This is a genomic window from Natrinema sp. H-ect1 (assembly GCF_041821105.1).
Lineage (GTDB): Archaea > Halobacteriota > Halobacteria > Halobacteriales > Natrialbaceae > Natrinema > Natrinema thermotolerans.
This window is the reverse complement of the sequence record NZ_JBGUBA010000014.1, coordinates 1-17,708: the sequence shown is the minus strand read 5'-3', so window position 1 is coordinate 17,708 and position 17,708 is coordinate 1. Positions and strand designations below refer to the sequence as shown.

Below are 17,708 nucleotides of genomic sequence, written 5' to 3'. Positions count from 1 at the left end.
AGTCGACGGGACGCGAACCGACCGCCCCGAACGTGAGACCTAAGGCCGAACGAGCCGAATCGACGACCATGGTTCTCACAGAGTCCGAGTCGGAACTCGAGGCCGGCGACCCCGCCCCTGAGTTCGACCTCGAGGGCGTCGACGGCGAGACGTATTCGCTCGACTCCTTCGCCGACGACGAGGCGCTGCTGGTCGTGTTCACGTGCAACCACTGCCCGTACGCGCAAGCGAAGTTCGACCTGCTGAACGAACTGGCCGCCGAGTACGACGACGTCTCGGTCGTCGGGATCAACCCCAACGACGCCGCGGAGTATCCCGACGATTCGTTCGAGACGATGCAAGCGTTCGTCGAGGAGGGACGGATCGACTACGATGCCTATCTCCGCGACGAGAGTCAGGACGTCGCCCGTGCGTACGGTGCGGTCTGTACGCCGGATCCGTTCCTCTTTGCGCGTGACGGCGACGAGTTCGAACTGGTCTACCATGGCCGACTCGACGACGCGCCCAACCCCGACGACGAACCGAGCCGGTATCAGATCCGCGAGGCAATCGACGCCGTGCTGGCCGGCGCGGACGTCGACCTCGAGTGGCAGCCCTCCCGGGGCTGTTCGATCAAGTGGAAAGAGGACTGAGTCGGTTCGACCCCCGAACGCCGCCCGCCGCCGCCCGTTCGTCCCCGGTCTTTAGTCCGTGGCCGGTGTAGTCGGACGTGTGAGTCAGCATCCGCGAACCAACGCGCTTCGGGAGACGCTCGAGTCCGACGACGTGGCGCTGGGCGTCCTCGAGAACACGTACAGCCCGACGGTCGTCGAACTCTACGCCGCCCTCGGCGTCGACTTCGTCTGGATCGACCTCGAACACGGGGGCCCCAGTCCCGTCGACGGCGGCCGGCTGGAGGAACTGCTCCGGGCGGCCGACGTCACGGATACCGAACTACTCGTTCGGCTCCCCGATACCGATCCCGCGCTCGTGCGGAAGGCCCTCGACGCCGGCGTGCGGAACGTCTTCCTCCCCAGAGTCGGAAGCAGCGAGGAACTCGAGGCGGCGGTCCGGGCCGGTCGGTTCGAGTACGACGGCGAACCCGGTCGCCGGGGCATGGCCAACCCTCGAGCGAGCCGCTGGGGGCTGACCGACGACTACGTGACCAGCGAGGACGAGTCGGTCGTCGTCGGGGTCACGATCGAGACGCAGTCCGCGCTCGACGAACTCGACGACATCCTCGCCGTCCCCGAACTCGGCTTCGTCTTCATCGGCCCGCTCGATCTCTCGGTCTCGCTGGGTCATCCGGGCGAATTCGACCATCCGGAGGTCGAGGAGGCCGTCGAACGGATCCGATCGGCCGCCATCGAGGCGGACGTCCCGGTCGGTGGTCTCGGCTTCGGGATGGACGACGTCAACGAAAAGGCGGAGAACGGCTATCAACTGCTGAACGTCGGGACGACGACCGGCGCGTTGCAGTCGGCGGTCACGGGCTGGCTCGACGGCTACGACGGAGAGTGACCGTCGGGGTACCTGCTTGCGGACCCGTTATCGCTGGGTTGCGCGTCGGTACTGGACCGGCCACGCCTCGGCGACCGCGTCGGGGTCGCGCTCGAGGTCGCCGGTCGCGCGGAGCCCGAAGTACGGGTCCCGCAGGAACTCCCGGCCGACGAGGACGAGGTCGGCTCGCTCGTTGCGGATCAGGGCGTCGGCCTGTTCGGGCTCGGTGACGCCGCCGACGGTGCCGACGGCGACGTCCGCGCCCTCCCGGACCTGCTCGGCCAGCGGCACCTGAAAGTTCGGACCGCCCGAAATCGACTGGTCGGGGTGGAGCCCGCCGGAACTCACGTCGACCAGATCGACACCGAGATCGGCGAGGTCGTCGGCCAGCCGCACCGACTGCTCGATGTCCCACGACTCCCGATCGTCGAGCCAGTCGGTCCCCGAAATCCTGACGAAAACCGGCTTGTCGTCGGGCCAGACCTCGCGGACGGCGCCGACTACTTCGCGGACCAGTCGGGTTCGGTTCTCGAAGCTCCCGCCGTAGTCGTCCTCGCGACGGTTCGTGACCGGCGAGAGGAACTCGTGGAGCAGGTAGCCGTGGGCCGCGTGGACCTCGGCGATCTCGAAGCCGGCCGCGAGCGATCGTTCGGCCGCCGCGCGGTAGGCGTCGATTACGCCCTCGATGTCCTCGGCGTCGGCCTTCCGCATCGCCGGCCGATCGCCGTCGAAGGGCGGATAGGCGTCGGGCGACGGCGAGAGTACCTCCCAGCCGGCCGCCCCCGAGGGCCCCGTTTCGTCGGGCTGGATCGGGACGTGGCCCTCCCACGGACGTTCCTTGCTCGCTTTGTGGCCCGCGTGGGCGAGCTGGATCGCCGGCACGCCGCCCTGATCCCGGATGAACTCCGTGATCGGCTCGAGGGCCTCGGCGTGGTCGTCGCTCCAGATGCCCAGATCGTGGGGCGTGATCCGGCCCTCGGGGGAGACCGCGGTCGCCTCGGTCATGACGATGCCGGCCCCGCCGACGGCTCGGCTCCCGAGGTGGACGCGATGCCACTCGGTCGCGAGCCCGTCCGGGTCACAGGAGTACTGACACATCGGCGAGACGGCGATTCGGTTCCGCGTCTCGAGGTCCCGCAACGACAGTCCGGCAAGCAAGTCAGTCATCGACCGGTCGTATCCGCGGCAGGAGGAAAACGGCCGCGGAGGGAGCGGGGCTTGCCGGCTCGCGTCGGCCCGGCCGAACGCGGTACCGGTATGGTCGTCGCGGTTCCAACGCCGATATGGAAACGGTATCCGCCATCATGGACCGATTCGACGCGTCCCACCCGGTGATCGGCATGGTCCATCTCCCGCCGCTGCCCGGCGCGCCGGGGTTCGGCGACGGAGACGAGAACGACCGTGAGGCTATCCGTCGCCGCGCGCTCGCGGACGCCCGCCGGCTCGAGGCTGGCGGGGTCGACGGAATCATCGTCGAGAACTTCGGGGACGCTCCGTTCTATCCCGACGACGTACCGAAACACGTCGTCGCGGAGCTGACCGCGATCGCGACGGCCGTCACCGACGCCGTCGACGTTCCGGTCGGGATCAACGTCCTCCGCAACGACGCCGCGGCCGCGCTGTCGGTCGCCGCGGCCGCCGACGCCGCGTTCGTTCGCGTCAACGTTCATATCGGTAGCGCAGCGACCGACCAGGGCGTCCTCGAGGGCCGGGCCCACGAGACGCTCCGGCTGCGCGACCGGCTCGCGACCGACGTGTCGATCCTCGCGGACGTCCACGTCAAGCACGCGAGCCCGATCGGCGACCGGGACATCGAACGTGCCGCGATCGAGACCGTCGAGCGCGGGCGGGCCGACGGTGTGATCGTCTCCGGACCCGGAACCGGGGCCGAAACGTCGCTCGCTGACCTCGAGCGCGTCGCCGACGCACTCGGCGATGCCGCGGGCGAGTCCCCGGTGTTCGTCGGCAGCGGCGTCACGAGCGACACGGTTGGCGACTGTCTCGAGTCGGGTGCCGACGGCGTCATCGTCGGCACCGCGCTCAAACGCGGCGGCGAGACGACGAATCCGGTCGCCGAGGCGCGGGTCGAGCGACTCGTGGCAGCCGCTCGAGCGGCGCTCTCGAGCGACGAGTGAACGGTCAGTAGTCAGAGTCCAAGCATCAACGGCCCGATGAGGACCCCCATCAGGTGAACGCGGCGACACCGCAGGCGTACCGGAACCATTCCGATCCCCGTCGCGACGGCGAAGATCACGATCCCGATAACGCCGGTAAACAGGTACGAGAGCGCGAGCAACACGGCGAGGACGGCCACCGAAATCTTCCAGTAGGACACGTGCCCGACGGCGTCGAGATACGCGTCGCCCAGCGCGATCACAGCGACGAACCCGACCAGTCCCGCGACGACGACGGCCGCAAGCAGGATCGGCAGCTCGAGGGGCGCAGCAGTTCCCTCGAAGGCGACCAACACGCCGGTCCGGGGCTGGCCGATGGCGACCAGTGCGAAAAGCGCGAAGATGGTGTTCGACGTGTCGACGCCACTGGTCGCGACGACGTAGCCGCGGTCGCTGGCCCCGTTCGGCACGACCGCAAGCACGGCGACGGCAGCGATAGCGGCCGAGATTCCCGGGAGGTAGCCGACGACGGCACCCGCGAGCGAGCCGGCGACCGCCGTCGTCCCGACGAACCGTCGCGAGGTCGTGACCGCCGTGCCCTCCTGGCGCGGGACGCCACCCCCGCGGACGGCGTCGATCAACACCGGCGCGCCGAACAGCCCGGCGAAAAGCGGTGCGAGGGTGCCGCCGGCCTCGAGCGGGGCGTCCGGCGAGAGATCCAGCGCGACCGCGCCGAGTCCGGTCGCCAGCGCGAAGGAAACGAGACCGCCGATCCGGCCGCGTCGGGTGGGTTCCGAAGCGATCAGCGCTACTGCTACCATCGCGAGGACGAGCGAGAGGTGAGCCCGAACCGTCGGATACGCGGCCGTTACGACCGCGGTCACGGGAAGCGCGAGCGGGACCGCCACGAGGACGGCAAGCAGGCTCCCCAGCGCCGACAGACGGATCGCCTCGTAGCCCCGCCCCGCGAGGACCAGTCGATGGCCGGGGAGGGCGGTGACGGCCATCTCGGCGTCGGGGACGCCCAGCGCCATCGCGGGGACGGCGTTCAGGAACGTGTGGACGACGCCGGCTGCGAGCATCGCACAGCCGACGAACAGCGGTGGGCCTGGCACCGACGGCACGACGCCGGCCAGCAGGAACGCGAAGTTGTTGGCGTGCAGTCCCGGCACGAGCCCGCTACAACACCCCAGTAGGGAGCCCGCCAGCACCCAACCTAGCAACTGGAGGGTCACCACCGGCTCGCTCACCACCTCGACTGGCGCGGGCATCCCCGGCTCTGGCCGCGGCTTCCCGTAAATGGTCTCGGGTCGGGGGTCGCGTCGCTCGAGCGTCTCGTCGATACGGTCACCGCGACGGCGTCGCCACTCGCCCTCGAGCGTCAATAAAAAGTCGGGATCGGATGTCGTCGAAACCGGATCGACGGGACGTTATCCGAAGAGTTCGCCGAGGCCCTCGCCGTCGGCCTCGTCGTCATCGTCGTCGTCGTCCGTCGTGTCCGGCACGTCGCTGGTCTCCTCGGCCTCTTCCTCGTCGTCGCCGTCGTCGGCAGCTTCCTCGGCACCTGCAGCGCCGCCCGCGGCGGCCCCGCCGGCGGGGACGGCTGCGGCCTCGGAGACCGCGTCGTCGATGTCGACGTCCTCGAGCGCGGCGACGAGGGCCTTGACGCGGGACTCCTCGACGTCGACGCCCGCGGCGTCGAGTACGTTCGTCAGGTTGTCTTCGTTGATCTCTTCGCCCGATTCGTTCAGGATGAGTGCAGCGTATACGTATTCCATTGTTGGGTCCTCCGTTAGTTATCCGAACATCTCGCCGAGACCGGCCGCGCCGTCACCGTCGTCTTCGTCGTCATCGTCGTCGGTGTCGGCGTCTTCGGTCTCGGCCTCCTCTGTCTGGTCGTCTGCCGATTCGTCGTCAGCGTCGCCCTCATCGGCGGCCGCCGGCTGGGCGGCCGCGTCGACGTCCTGCAGTTCCTCGGGCAGGGCGTCCTCGTCGTCGATCTGGGCCGCGAGCGCACGCAGCTGTGCGTCGGCCTTGCTGACGAGGTCGGGCATGAGTTCTTCGTCCTCGATGGCGGCCTGCAGGCCGAGGCTCTTGGCCTCGCCCGTGGCCTTGGCGATGAGCGTCGGGGCCGTACTCGCGGTCGGGAAGCTCGCGTTGATCGCGAGGTTCCGTGCGCGGGCGGCGGCCGTCGACACGTCGCTCTCGTAGGCCTCGACGTCGATGTCGAGGTCCTCGGGGTCGAAGCGAACGCCGTCGGCGACGACGGCGCGCAGGTCGAGCCCGACTTCCTTGGGCTCGATCCCGAGTTCGTTGAGGACGTTCGCCAGATCCGCGGAGACTTCCTCGCCGGCCTCGAGGACCGTCGAGTCCTCCATGACCTGAATCGAGCCGTCCTCGATGCGCGCGTTCGCGCCGATGCTCTGAAGTTCGCCGACGAACGGCCCCGGATCGACACCGGTATCACCTTCGGGGATCACGATGTCGTTCGGCGCGACCTCGCCCTCGTTGATCGGTGCCGGCGTCTTCGACGCCTCGAGTTCCTTGTACAGCGAGAACGGGTTCTCGTTCGTGCCGACGATACCGACCTGGCCCTCGACGTGTTCGACGAGGTCACCGAAGCCGGCGTCTTCCAGCGCGCGGGACTGCAGCGTGTTGCGGCTGACCCGCAGCTGGGCCGTGCCGTACAGGTCCCGGCGCATGTCCTGGAGCTGTTTCGAGGGGATGCCGGCGATGCCGACGATGCCGACGCTGTCGTAGCGCTCGATGATCTCCTCGAGCTCCGCGACTTCTTCTTTCTTCCACTGGGGAAGGTTCTCGGTCTTGCGTTCGGCCTGTGCGCTCATTTAGGCCACCTCCACGGACGGCCCCATCGTCGTCTTCACGTAGACGGCGTCGATGTTCTGGGGGCCCTTCTCGAGGTCGGCGTGCAGGCGTCGCAGGATGACGTCGATGTTGTCGCCGATGTCCTCGGCGTCCATGTCCTCGGCACCGACGAGGGTGTGGAACGTTCGTCGGTCGCCGGAGCGAAGCTGCACGGTGTTTTTGAGCCGGTTGACGGTTTCGACGACGTCGTCGTCGGGCGAGAGCGGGTCCGGCATCTTCCCTCGGGGACCGAGAATGGTACCCAGGTGCCGGGCGATGTCTTGCATCATCGCCTCTTCGGCGATGAAGAAGTCCGTCTCGTCGGCCATGTCTTTGGCCTCGTCGTCGTCCAGATCCGCGACGTCATCGGCCGAGAGAACCTCGTCCGCCGCCTCCTCGGCGCGGACTGCGGTCTCTCCCTCGGCGATGACGACGATGCGGGTCTCCTGGCCGGTTCCGGCCGGCAGGACGATCGACTCGTCAACGCGGTTCGACGGTTCGTTCAGGTCTAAGTCGCGCAGATTAATCGCGAGGTCTACCGTCTCGGTAAAGTTCCGGTCCGGCGAGTCCTCGAGTGCGCGGGCTACTGCTGTTTCAATATCCGAATCTGCCATCGTTCACCTCCGTAGTACGCAGGACTGCTCCTACGGGTCAGTGAAACAGGCGATGCCTGTCTCTTTTGAACCAAGTGCGATGCTGGACTTAAACCCGTCGAACTACCCGCGCGCTCGCGTCAGGGCCGAACGCGGCGATCTCCGACGCGTACTCGGATCGTAGTCGATGAACGGGCCGCGAGTCCGTTCCGTCAGCGCAGCTATCAGTTTCGTAAGGAATCATTACAGTCCATTTCACCGAAAGTTCTATTATGCGTTGTCGTATACCATTCGTCTATGTGGCCATTAGACTTATATACCAGTATCGGGCCGGCAGTACTCGGCTCGATCGCCATGCCGGCGGCCGGCGGTGAACTCGAGGCGTATCGATCGCTCGACCCGCTCTTGCGGGCGGGGATTCAGTTCGCAGGGACGGTCCTCGTCGCGATGGTCGTGCTGGGGCTGCTCCAGAACTTCGGGACGCGAGCGATCGCGAAATCCCGCCGCAGTCCGGTCATCTCGATCTGTCTCGGACTGCCGAGCCTGCTCGTCGTCGCCGGGCTCGCGGGGACGGGGTATCTCATCGTCGACACGAGCGTCGGGACGTTCTTTGGCATCCCGCTTGTCATCCTCGGGGTGACGGTCCTGCCGGCCGCGATCGCGATCGGATTCACCGCGCTCGGGCGCAACGCGGCCGCGATCGTCGGCCGCGATCGTCTCTGGACCGGTATTCTGGTCGGCGGGCTCATCCACGGGGCCGCCGGTCTGGTATTCCCGGCGACGGTGGCCGTCGCCGCCCTCGCCGGCGCGCTCGGCATCGGTGCTGGCGTCCGCGTGCTGGTCGGCGGCGTCGGCGCGGCCCGCCCCGACGACCGGACCGTCCCGCCCGCGAACAAGATCTGAATCGGCCCGCCACCCCCGCCGGCGCTTCGCGTCCTCTATACCGTTCCGACGACTCGTAGCCTCGCATGAACGCCTGCTACAGAAGATAGCACTGTAGGGTTCGCAACGACGCGCGCGGCTACGCACGCGACATCGAGAAACGACAAAACTCGGTCGGCCCGTGATTACGCTGCCGCTTCGTCGACGAGTACGTCGTCGTACTCGCCGTCGTCGACGCGCTCTTTGAACTCTCGAGCGTCGTTGCCCTCGATGGTGACGCCCATCGAGGCACAGGTACCGACGACTTCCTTCGCCGCGTTGCGGAGGTCGTAGGCCAGCAGGTCGGGGTGTTTCTGCTCGGCAATCTGTTTGACCTGATCGACCGAGAGGTCGGCGACGAAGTCCTTCTGGGGCTCGCCGCTGCCGGTCTCGAAGCCGGCCTCGTCCTTGACGAGTTCGGCCGTCGGCGGGACGCCGACGTCGATCTCGAAGGAGCCGTCGTCGTCGTAGTCGACGGTGACGGGGACTTCGGTCCCGTCGAACGCTTCGGTCTGGTCGTTGATCTCCTGTACGACGGCCTGCACGTCGACGGGGGTCGGTCCAAGCTCGGGACCGAGCGGCGGGCCAGGATTGGCCTGGCCACCCGGAACGAGCACTTCGATGGTTCCAGCCATATCCGTCACAACCCGTGCGCGAGTTTTAAGGGTTGCTAATTCGTGCAGTCATCGTCTGTGACCGTCTCACGTGCGGGTCCGATCGCCCGTCACTACTCGACGCTATCGGCGCGCCACGTCGCAAATGACTCGAGGACGTCGCTCTCGTCGAAGCGTTCGATACAGGGGACGTCGTCGGGATGCAGTTGCAGGACGCGGTCGACGAGGTCGTCGTAGGCGTCGTCGGTGGTCTTCGCCAGCAGGACGACCTCCTCGTCGCGGTGGATTTCTCCCTTCCAGCGGTACGTCGAGGTCGTCTCGAGGCGATTGATGCAGGCCGCGAGCCGTTCCTCGACGAGCGTCTCGGTGATTTCCGCAGCCGCCTCGGGCGGCGCTGTGACGTAGACGGTCGGCATATCCGACGCTACGCTCGAGGTGGGCAAAAACGTCCCGTCACGGGACACGTTGCCCGGGCTACCCGTCGTCGTTGACCGGATTGAACGTACCGTTGATGTCCCACTCGTGGATGCAGTGTGGGTTACCGACTTGCTTCTCGTCGTCCTCGAGCGCGAGTTGCCAGGCCTCGAGGTTCTCGTCCCATCGTTCGACTCGACTGCATTCTTCGCAGACTCTCGCGGTCGGTTTCCGTACCTGTGTACTCATTATTGGTCCGTGGGAACTCGACACATATAACGGTATCCGTGCGCGGCAAGTGCTGCCTCGCCGCTCGAAAATCGGGCGTCAGACGGTTTTCCGTGCCGATTTCCCGGTGGAACCGCAGGACGGTCGCGGTCCCGCCGGCAATGACGGACGGGAGACCGTATCAGTCTGAAGTCCGGGGACAGTTGGTTGTGACCGGTCCGAGACCGGAACTGGCGATCAGTAGACGGCGTCTTTGATCTCGTCGCGGAGTTCGTCGAACTGCTCTAGGTACTCGCGGCGCTCGGCGCGCAACTCGGCGAGTGCGTCCTCGTAATCGTCGACGTGGTCGGGGACGTAGTAGTCCTCGATGTCGAGTTCCGGAATCGACTCGGGGACGGTCAGGCCCATCCGCTCGTCGTCCGTCCACTCGATGGTGCCGCGAGCGGCCTCGGTGAGGATCGTCACTGACTCGGTGACGCCGATGTCCTTGGATTTGTCGCCGAGATACCCCGTGTTGATGACGTAGCAGTCGACGTCGAGGATGTCGATCAGTTCGTGGAAGATGTTCCCCTCCTCGCCCGCCGGCCCGACGATGAAGGGGTTGGTGCCGACGACGCGGATCGACTCGCCGGCGCGGGAGGGGTCGCCCGCGCTGGTCTCGATCGACTCGCCGAGCATGAACGCGACCGCGGCCTGTTCCTCGTCGAGTTTGGCGACCGGCGGCATCAGGGGGTTCCGGGTGATGAAGAAGGCCTGATCCATGCTCCCGAGGTCGATCTCCTCGTCGGCGCTCTCGAGTTGGTCGCGCTGGATGATCGCGCGGGAGTTCGAGGTATGGCGGTCCTCGTCGAAGTCGACGGTACCGTCGTCGTCGACCGCGACGTTCTCCAAGATCGCCGACTCGTCGGTCGCGGCCGCGTAGAGTTCGGGCTGTTCGTCCTCGCCGAGGCCGATCGTCTTGATGAACAGTCCCTGGCCTTCGCTGCCGGCGACGGAGCCGTCCGAGAGCAGTCCACAGACGTCGTCCTGCAGCATCGAGGCGTCCTCGGGGTCCTCGAGCCAACAGCCGTGGGAGGTAAGCGTCGACTTACCGGTCGCGGACAGCCCCATGAAGACCTGCCCGACGGTCCGGAGGTCGCCGTCCGCGTCGCGGACGCGGACCCGTTTGCTCCCCGCGTGGAGCCCCAGACCGCCCTGCTGTTTGATCCGGTACATGAACAGCCGGAGGAACGACTTCTTGGCTTCGCCGGTGTAGTCGCTGCCCAACACCGCGGTGAAGCCGGTGTCGGGAAGCACGCGGATGGCGGTCTCGTCGTAGTCGGGGAGCTGGACCGTATAGAGGTCCGGGTCCCGGCCGTCGGCGGGCTCGAACAGGTTCGCCCACGCGTAGGCGATGCGAGCGTGTTCGACGGGGACGAAGAGCCGACAGCAAAACGACGCCTCGGGATGGCGGCCCATCAGTCGGTCGACGCAGACGAACTCGGTCTCGTCGGTACGATCGACGGCGTCGTCGATCAGTTCGTGATCGCGCTCGTCGAACTCGTCGTCGACGGCGTTTTTCGTCCGATCGGCGCTCCGCGAGCGGAACTCACTGACGTAGGATGGCGACCCGAACTCGGTGGTCGTCTCCTCGTGGTCGGCGAGTTCCCGTAGTTCCTCGAGCGACGGGTTATACCGGACGTTCGACGCTGTGGTTGGATCCGGAAGCTGTCGGACCAGCGGACGGGACTCCGTCCCGGTTTCAGACATACACCTAAGTCACCATCTTCCTGATGCATAAGCGTGAAGGATTTTCGTCGTCGTGTGTCAGGACCTACCCAGTGACCGAGTAACGTATGGCGGTTCCTAGCCCGGAGACGGCCGTGTGTAACGATCTCATTACTAGGGCCGAAAGAGTACTATTTCTGGTAGGAACTAATGAGTACTCGAGTCAGAAATAATTCTAATCGAGTCGCATTCCGTCGACAGCGGGAGTGCCCAGTGGTGGCGGTCAGCGGGCGCCGGCAGCGCCGATTTTCACATCTGGTACTGGGGGGCAAACTTCCAATAGGGCGGTCGAAGTTGCCGGGGGCATGGCATACGGTCTCGACATCGGCCCGGGGACGGTACGGGCCGCTACAGACGCGGACGGAGGGGAGGGGATCGACGCGGTCCCGCCGGTCGTCGTTCCGGTCGACGACGCCGCCCTCGAGGCGGCAGGGATCTCCGAGGACCGGACGATCCAGGCGGAGGGAACGACGTACGCGGTCGGCGACGACGCGCGGGCAGTCGCCGACGAAGTCGACGACACACCCCGGTCAGTGTTCGATAGGGGCGTCCTTGCGGCGGAGACGACGGCGTACGCGACACCCGCGCTGGATACCGTCGTCAGCGACCTCCTCGAGGGGGAGTCCGACGGGCAACTCTGTTATACGACACCCGGGCCGCTGATCGACGCGACGGCCTCGGCCGATGCGCATCGCGAGGCGGTCGAGACCGCGCTGGCCGATCGTGGTCTCGAGGTGACGCCGATCAGCACGGGGTTTGCGGTGATCTACGATCAACTGGCCGGCGACAACTACACCGGGCTCGGGATCAACATCGGTACCCAGACCACGAACGCGACGCTCGCGTACTACGGCGTCCCGGCGATGACCTGTTCGCTCTCGAAGGGCCGGGAGTGGCTCGTCGAGCGGGCGGCCGCCGAAACGGGCCACGAACCGGTACAGGTCGCCGGCGTCCTCGCGGAGTTCACGCTCGATCCGGACGCGGCGGCCGGCGAGATCGAGAGCGCGCTCGCAGAGGCGTTCGACGGGCTGATCGCCGCATTGACCGAGGCGATCCGCGAGGAGGCCGACGAGAGCGACGTCCAGGAGGGGCTGTCCGTCCCGATCGCCATCGCGGGGGCGGGTGCGGTCGAGGGCGTCGAGTACCTGTTCGGCGGGCGGTTCGACGCCGCCGCGCTCCCGTTTTCGGTTCGCGGCGTCCGGCTCGCCCCCGCACCCGCGGAAAGTGCCGCTAGAGGGGCCCTCGCGGCGGCGAAAGACGACGTCGACGCCGACGAGACGATCACGTGGGAGGCCCCGACGCCCGGCGGCGACGAGGGAGACACCGTCACCGACCCGAGCGCCGCTGCCGACGAATCGGGGGGCGGCGAGGCGTCGACGACCGGCGATCCGACCGAACTCGCGTTCGACGAGCCGTCACACACCGATCCCAGCGACGACGCCATCGATCAGTTGTTCGACCGACTCGCCGATCGCGACGCGGAGATCGAGTCGGTCCGGGCGGACGTCGAGGGGCTGATCGAGGACCTCGAGTACGTCGAGGAACGGACTGCGCCGGCCGAGGCGGTCGACGAACTCGACGAGCGCCTCGAGTCGTTCGCCGACGAACTGACCGACCTCGCGGACGAGAGCGAGACCCACGCCGACGAGTCGACCGTCGCGGCCGTCTCGGACGACGTCTCCCGGCTCGACGACGATCTCGCGGCGCTGTCGGACGCGCTCGCGGCCGTCGAGGGGGAGATCGAGGGCGTCGACGACGAACTGGCGGAACTGGACGCGACCGCGGCCGACGAGCGGGCTGCCCTCGAGGAGCGGCTGGACGACCTCGGAAGCGATCTCGACGCGGTAACCGAACGGACCGAAACGGCCGAGAACGGCCTCGACGACCTTCGGGACGACCTCGAATCCCTCGAGGAAACCGCGGCGACCGAGACGGATCTCGCGACCCTCGAGGAGACGACCTCGGAGTTGGCGGCGGATCTCGACGCCCTCGAAACGGCGACCGACCGCGCCGAAACCAGACTCGAGGGGGTCGCGGGACGACTCGAGGAGTTGCGTACCCGGATCGACGGCGTGTCGGGACGGCTCGAGGAACAGTCCGAGCGGACCGACGCGCGGGTCGACGAGGTCGAGGCCACGATCGACGAGGAGATCGCAGCCGTCGAGGCCGATCTCGACACCGTTCGCGAGCGGCTTGACGAGCGGACCGAGATGCTCGACGACGGTCTCGAGGCGCTCTCGGACACGCTCGCGACCCTCGAGGAAGCGGCCGCGACCGACGAGCGAGTCGCCGAGATCGCGTACGATCTGACGGCCCTCGAGTCGGCGTTCGAGGAGATCGACGGAACGGTATCGGCCGTCTCGGACTCGCTGGCCGATCTCGAGGACCGGGCCGCTGACACCGAGACGGTCGAGGGAATCGCCGACGATCTGTCGGCCTTCGAGTCGGATCTCACGGCCCTCGACGAGGATCTCGCAGCGCTGACAGCCGACCTCGAGTCGCTCGACGATGCCCTCACGGAGCGGGTGGAGGCGGCGGCGTCGGAGCTAGAGGGGCGGATCGATCGGGTGGAGTCGACCCTCGAGGGTCGACTCGAAACTACGACCGACGAGATCGCTACGGATCTCTCGGCACTCGAGACAACGGTCGACCGGCTCGACGACGAGGCAGTCACGGCGGAGACGCTCGCGGCGGTACGGGAGTCAGTGACCGAAACCGCCGATGGGATCGAGACGGTGGCCGACGACGTGGAGTCGATCGACGCCGATCTCGCAGCCGTCGAGGGTCGGTTAGACGGCCTCGAGGACGAACTGGCGGACGTAGCCGACGTTCGGACAACGCTCGCGGACGAGATCGACGACGTACGGGCGTCGTTCGACGACCGTGTCGACGATGTCGAGACCTCGCTCGCGGACGACGTCGCCGCCCTCCGTGCCGACCTCGAGTCCGAAACCGCATCGTTGACCGAGACGGTGGCGGCGCTCGAGGCCGAGTCCGACGACGCCGACCAGCGGCTGGCCGACCACGACGACCGACTCGCGGACGTTTCGGCGACACTCGAGGCGGTCGAATCCGAACTCGAGGCGATCGGTGGCGACCTCGACGGGCTCTCGGATCGGGTCGACGATGCTGCCAGCGAGCGTGAGCTGTCGGCTCTCGAGGACGACGTTTCCGCGACCGCCGATCGTCTCGAGTCGCTGCAAGCGGCGTACGACGACCTCGCCGAATCAGTCGAGTCGATGCCGACGGCGTCGACGGTCGCGTCGCTCGAGGACGAGGTGGCAACGCTCGGAACCGACGTCCGAACGCTCGAGGGCGAACTGGAACCGCTCGAGAGCGACGTTCGGGCGCTCGAAGACGAGACGGCGACGCTCGGAACCGACGTACAGTCGGTCGAAAACGAGACCGACGCGATGAACGAACGGTTCGAGACGGTTTCGACGGGGCTCTCGGATCTCGAGGATCGGGTCGAAGCCATCGACGCGCGACTCGACGATGTCGACGAGCGGGCGGACCGCACCGACGATCTCGAGGCGCTCCGGACGGACCTCGAGGCCGTTCGCGAGGAGACGACCGACGGTACGGCCCTTTCGCCCGCGGTGGCTGCGGGTGGTGGCGGCGCGGGCGTCGTCGCGGGCGGCGTCGCCGCCCTCACCGGTGGGACTGCCGTCGGGGCCGGCGCCATCGTCCTCGGCCTCCTGCTGGTCGGCGTCGCAGTGGCACTCGACCGTTGACTACCGTCCGCTACCGATTCCACAGGCTGACGGAACTGCCGGGAGACGGGGCGTTCGAGCGTCCTACTGAATCAACTCGACGTTGCGCATCTCGCCCCCGCAGTACGGACAGGTGCTGACGAGCGCGTCGCCGACCGTTTCCCGCCGCCCGCAGTCGACGCACTCGTACTCGCGTTGCTCCTCGAATGCCATGTGTTGCCATACTTCACGAGTCGGGTTAACTCTTGGCGTTGTAAACACGTCGGGAACCAACCAGTTGAACGACGAATCGGGGTACGGGACCGGTATCGCTTCGAACTACCAACTTCCCAACCAATGGCATTATATGGCATACGAATTGTAATAGATCCTAACGGGCGAGACTTATATGATAGTTCCTGATAGATATCGGTACATGGCTGTGAACACGACGACGGACTGGTCCGACCCTGTCACGTGCCCGTTCTGCGGAGACGAACTCGCGTCGCCCGGTGCCGGCTTCGTCGACCATATCGACGAGAAGACCGACTGCGAGGAGGGGTTCGAACAGTGGCGACAGAACATCGCCGGCGACCTCGCCGGCGAATGGGCCGGATAGCGACCCGGCGACGACCGACTCGAGTATCGACCCCGTCGACGGCCGCGAGTAACTGCGTTTTCCGATCCACCGACTCCCGACCCGACTGAGCGTCGCGGAACCCGTTTCGCCACCGTCTGCTGTCACCGACGACGACCGTAGGGACCAGACCAACGGTCGCGCAACACGAAACGATCGGCGACTCTCACCGTCGACCGCTCGGCTGACGACGACGGTGTCTCCGGGTACTCAAGCGTCGAACGATTCGCGCTCGAGGTAACGACGGACGGCCCAATAGATGGACGAATGTGCAGTCCTAAACCGCATTCCGCGCACTAGTATTGTCCCTATCGACTCATACTGTCTTCTCGTAACGTTCTTCCGTGGTAGTCAATCACGGGCCAGCATGCACCCAGCGCCACACGTGGACGACAGATCGTACTACGAATGCCGGAACTGCGGCCACCGCGAGGTCGCGGACTCGCTCGGTCGCTGTCCGAAGTGCAACGGCCGTACACGGAACATCGCCGTGGCTCGCGAGTAACGCCGTTGCGGGCAGTCATCTCCCGTCCGGACCTGCTCGAGTCGCGGTCGCAGCGTCGGTCGGCGCCGTCCGGACTCAGTCGAAGTCCGGCAGGTCCTCGGGCGGTTCGTACTCGGCCTCCCAGTCGACGTACTCCTCTTTGAGCGTGACCGAGACGATCTGGCCGAACTCGGTGAGTTCGGCGTTGATCGAGGAGACGGTCCCCCAGGTGTCGAGTTCCGGGTGGTACTCCCGGGCCTGCCAGTCCTCGGGAATGCCGGGCGCGTGATACCCGACGCGGTCGGCGAAGTCGTCCCAGTATCACGTCTTGACTCGACGATTATTTTCCCAAAGTTGATGTGGGGTCCCGGTAGTCGGTTTTGTAGCGTACCCTGAAAATTGGGTGCGTGGTAAGGTAGCCAACCGATGACCGACACACCCGAAGAGAAGTACGAATCGATGAAGCATAGCATTTGGGGAGACCCAGATGACTTTGAACGAGGCGGCTTGGTCGAGAAGGGCGAAATGACCGAGCGAGACGCCGAACTCATACAGGAGTTGTGTGACGCTTTCGACGGCAACAAACTCGAGCGCACCCAGCACAAGAAAAAGAAAGAGGATTTCGAGCGGTCGAAGCAGAAGAATAAGGCGAAATCTACCCTATGGGGATGGATGTACCGTCTTAGCCGTGTTGCCCGCCAACAAGAACTCACAGAAATGACAGCCGACGACATTAACGATCTCATGGAACACGGATTCCACGAGGGTAATGTCGATGGCTGCAACGGCATGAAAAAGTCCACAGTTCGCACGTACCAATTTGCCGTCCGAATCTTCTATAGATATCATAGTGATTTAGGCGTCGATCCGCAGCATATCGCAGTCTATGAGGATGACGGGGACGCGATCGACCCAGACGATATGCTTACTCGAGACGAAATTGATCGGTTGACGCAAGCGTGCGATCACCCGAGGGATCAGATGTTATTCCATCTGTTGCTCTACACCGGGCTACGGTCCAACGCTGCCCGAAATCTCAAAATCAAGGACATAGACCTAGACAATAGAACCTACCAACTGCCCGATGTAGAGGAGGGGTTGAAGGGAGCCGACGATCGGAACGGTGACCGACCTCTTCTGTTGGCCGAAGGATCAATCCGTAAGTGGTTAGACTATCATCCTGAGAGCGACGATCCTGATGCCTACCTCATTACTGGGAAGCCCCGTTACGGGAAAGCACATCCTCACGATACGGTAGGACACAACTGTCTGCGGTACACCATGAACAGGCTCAAGGAACGGGCAGAGGTCGATAAACCACTACACCCTCATGCCCTCCGGCACAATTTCGTCACGATCTGTAAGCGTGACTACGACCTGCATAATGATACGATAAAGTATCTGATCGGCCATACCAAGGACTCTCGTGTGATGGAGACGACGTATAGCCACCTCTCCGGAGACGATTACGTGCAAGAAGCACGCGAAAAGGCCGGATTAGCTGAACCTGAAGACCGGGATACGTTTACTCCAAAGAAATGCACTAACTGTGGCACCAAGGTTGATCCTGGCTCGAAAGCCTGTTTCAATTGTGGTGCTGCATTCACTCCTGACGCGGCACAGACTCGTGATAAGGTGGATCAGTCGATCTACGATGGTAAAGCCGAAGCCGCTCGCGAGGGTGACAATGAGGTAGAGCAAGGCGTCGATAGCGCGAAAGAGCTTATCGAGAACGATCCGGAACTTGCTGCAGAAGTCGTTGAAGAGCTAATGGGTGACGACTAAGCGATCAACAACTGAACAGCAGATCAGCCACTTCGGCCTAACCACCGAAGACCGTCTTTTCTATTCAAAGCACGCTGGAGGTACAATAGTGAGGATTGGTGGTTTTCCCCGCGGG

The 17,708-nt window shown here is 65.5% G+C and carries 18 protein-coding genes and 1 pseudogene; 8 read left to right on the top strand and 11 right to left on the bottom strand.

Annotated elements, in window-relative coordinates:
* Positions 1-68 precede the first annotated feature (68 nt).
* Both ACERIM_RS17765 and ACERIM_RS17760 read left to right on the top strand, forming a co-directional pair.
* Entirely contained in the window at positions 69-632 is a 564-nt protein-coding gene (locus tag ACERIM_RS17765) for a thioredoxin family protein (RefSeq protein ID WP_006648779.1), read from the top strand.
* 79 nt (positions 633-711) lie between these two features.
* Complete coding sequence (locus ACERIM_RS17760; RefSeq protein ID WP_373633649.1) at positions 712-1,500, top strand: HpcH/HpaI aldolase/citrate lyase family protein; 789 nt, start codon at positions 712-714, stop codon at positions 1,498-1,500.
* 27 nt (positions 1,501-1,527) lie between these two features.
* Here the strand turns inward: ACERIM_RS17760 and ACERIM_RS17755 are convergent, their stop codons facing one another.
* Positions 1,528-2,646, bottom strand: a complete 1,119-nt coding sequence (locus ACERIM_RS17755) for an NADH:flavin oxidoreductase/NADH oxidase (protein ID WP_373633648.1) — start codon at positions 2,644-2,646, stop codon at positions 1,528-1,530.
* Between the two features lie 116 nt (positions 2,647-2,762).
* Between ACERIM_RS17755 and ACERIM_RS17750 the strand changes: the two genes are divergently transcribed.
* Positions 2,763-3,614 (top strand): BtpA/SgcQ family protein, encoded by an 852-nt coding sequence (locus ACERIM_RS17750; protein WP_373633647.1) that lies wholly within the window; start codon positions 2,763-2,765, stop codon positions 3,612-3,614.
* Between the two features lie 11 nt (positions 3,615-3,625).
* Here the strand turns inward: ACERIM_RS17750 and ACERIM_RS17745 are convergent, their stop codons facing one another.
* From ACERIM_RS17745 to ACERIM_RS17730, 4 genes are all read right to left on the bottom strand, one after another.
* Complete coding sequence (locus ACERIM_RS17745; RefSeq protein WP_373633646.1) at positions 3,626-4,864, bottom strand: tripartite tricarboxylate transporter permease; 1,239 nt, start codon at positions 4,862-4,864, stop codon at positions 3,626-3,628.
* Between the two features lie 159 nt (positions 4,865-5,023).
* Complete coding sequence (gene rpl12p, locus ACERIM_RS17740; protein WP_006648784.1) at positions 5,024-5,371, bottom strand: 50S ribosomal protein P1; 348 nt, start codon at positions 5,369-5,371, stop codon at positions 5,024-5,026.
* 18 nt (positions 5,372-5,389) lie between these two features.
* Positions 5,390-6,439 carry a 50S ribosomal protein L10 gene (locus ACERIM_RS17735; protein ID WP_006648785.1) on the bottom strand — a complete coding sequence of 350 codons (1,050 nt, stop codon included), beginning with the start codon at positions 6,437-6,439 and terminating at the stop codon, positions 5,390-5,392.
* Entirely contained in the window at positions 6,440-7,072 is a 633-nt protein-coding gene (locus tag ACERIM_RS17730) for a 50S ribosomal protein L1 (RefSeq protein ID WP_006181598.1), read from the bottom strand.
* A 276-nt stretch (positions 7,073-7,348) separates the two neighbouring features.
* On the opposite strand from ACERIM_RS17730, the gene ACERIM_RS17725 reads away from it, so the two are divergent.
* A complete protein-coding gene (locus ACERIM_RS17725) occupies positions 7,349-7,954 on the top strand; it encodes a hypothetical protein (RefSeq protein WP_371827945.1) in 606 nt (201 codons plus the stop codon).
* Between the two features lie 164 nt (positions 7,955-8,118).
* Here ACERIM_RS17725 and ACERIM_RS17720 read toward each other — a convergent pair whose 3' ends face one another.
* The 4 genes from ACERIM_RS17720 to ACERIM_RS17705 all read right to left on the bottom strand — a co-directional run bounded on the left by ACERIM_RS17720 (position 8,119) and on the right by ACERIM_RS17705 (position 10,977).
* Positions 8,119-8,607, bottom strand: a complete 489-nt coding sequence (locus ACERIM_RS17720) for a 50S ribosomal protein L11 (protein ID WP_006181600.1) — start codon at positions 8,605-8,607, stop codon at positions 8,119-8,121.
* A gap of 92 nt (positions 8,608-8,699) precedes the next feature.
* A complete protein-coding gene (gene cutA / locus ACERIM_RS17715; protein ID WP_373633645.1) occupies positions 8,700-9,002 on the bottom strand; it encodes a divalent-cation tolerance protein CutA in 303 nt (100 codons plus the stop codon).
* 58 nt (positions 9,003-9,060) lie between these two features.
* Entirely contained in the window at positions 9,061-9,249 is a 189-nt protein-coding gene (locus ACERIM_RS17710; RefSeq protein ID WP_049964300.1) for an HEWD family protein, read from the bottom strand.
* A 216-nt stretch (positions 9,250-9,465) separates the two neighbouring features.
* Positions 9,466-10,977: a phosphoenolpyruvate carboxykinase (ATP) gene (locus ACERIM_RS17705; protein ID WP_006648789.1), complete on the bottom strand. Its 1,512-nt coding sequence runs from the start codon at positions 10,975-10,977 to the stop codon at positions 9,466-9,468.
* 323 nt (positions 10,978-11,300) lie between these two features.
* Between ACERIM_RS17705 and ACERIM_RS17700 the strand changes: the two genes are divergently transcribed.
* Positions 11,301-14,729, top strand: coding sequence for a chromosome segregation ATPase (locus ACERIM_RS17700; protein ID WP_373633644.1), 3,429 nt, complete (start codon positions 11,301-11,303; stop codon positions 14,727-14,729).
* Between the two features lie 63 nt (positions 14,730-14,792).
* Here the strand turns inward: ACERIM_RS17700 and ACERIM_RS17695 are convergent, their stop codons facing one another.
* Positions 14,793-14,921, bottom strand: coding sequence for a rubrerythrin-like domain-containing protein (locus ACERIM_RS17695; protein WP_006181605.1), 129 nt, complete (start codon positions 14,919-14,921; stop codon positions 14,793-14,795).
* A gap of 202 nt (positions 14,922-15,123) precedes the next feature.
* Between ACERIM_RS17695 and ACERIM_RS17690 the strand changes: the two genes are divergently transcribed.
* Both ACERIM_RS17690 and ACERIM_RS17685 read left to right on the top strand, forming a co-directional pair.
* Complete coding sequence (locus ACERIM_RS17690; RefSeq protein WP_006181606.1) at positions 15,124-15,306, top strand: hypothetical protein; 183 nt, start codon at positions 15,124-15,126, stop codon at positions 15,304-15,306.
* A 385-nt stretch (positions 15,307-15,691) separates the two neighbouring features.
* Positions 15,692-15,829 carry a rubrerythrin-like domain-containing protein gene (locus tag ACERIM_RS17685; RefSeq protein ID WP_373633643.1) on the top strand — a complete coding sequence of 46 codons (138 nt, stop codon included), beginning with the start codon at positions 15,692-15,694 and terminating at the stop codon, positions 15,827-15,829.
* A 75-nt stretch (positions 15,830-15,904) separates the two neighbouring features.
* Here the strand turns inward: ACERIM_RS17685 and ACERIM_RS17680 are convergent.
* Positions 15,905-16,129, bottom strand: a pseudogene (locus ACERIM_RS17680) (hypothetical protein); the annotation flags it as partial.
* Positions 16,130-16,234: 105 nt separating this feature from the next.
* Here ACERIM_RS17680 and ACERIM_RS17675 point away from each other — a divergent pair.
* Positions 16,235-17,593 (top strand): tyrosine-type recombinase/integrase, encoded by a 1,359-nt coding sequence (locus tag ACERIM_RS17675; RefSeq protein ID WP_373633642.1) that lies wholly within the window; start codon positions 16,235-16,237, stop codon positions 17,591-17,593.
* Positions 17,594-17,708 lie beyond the last annotated feature (115 nt).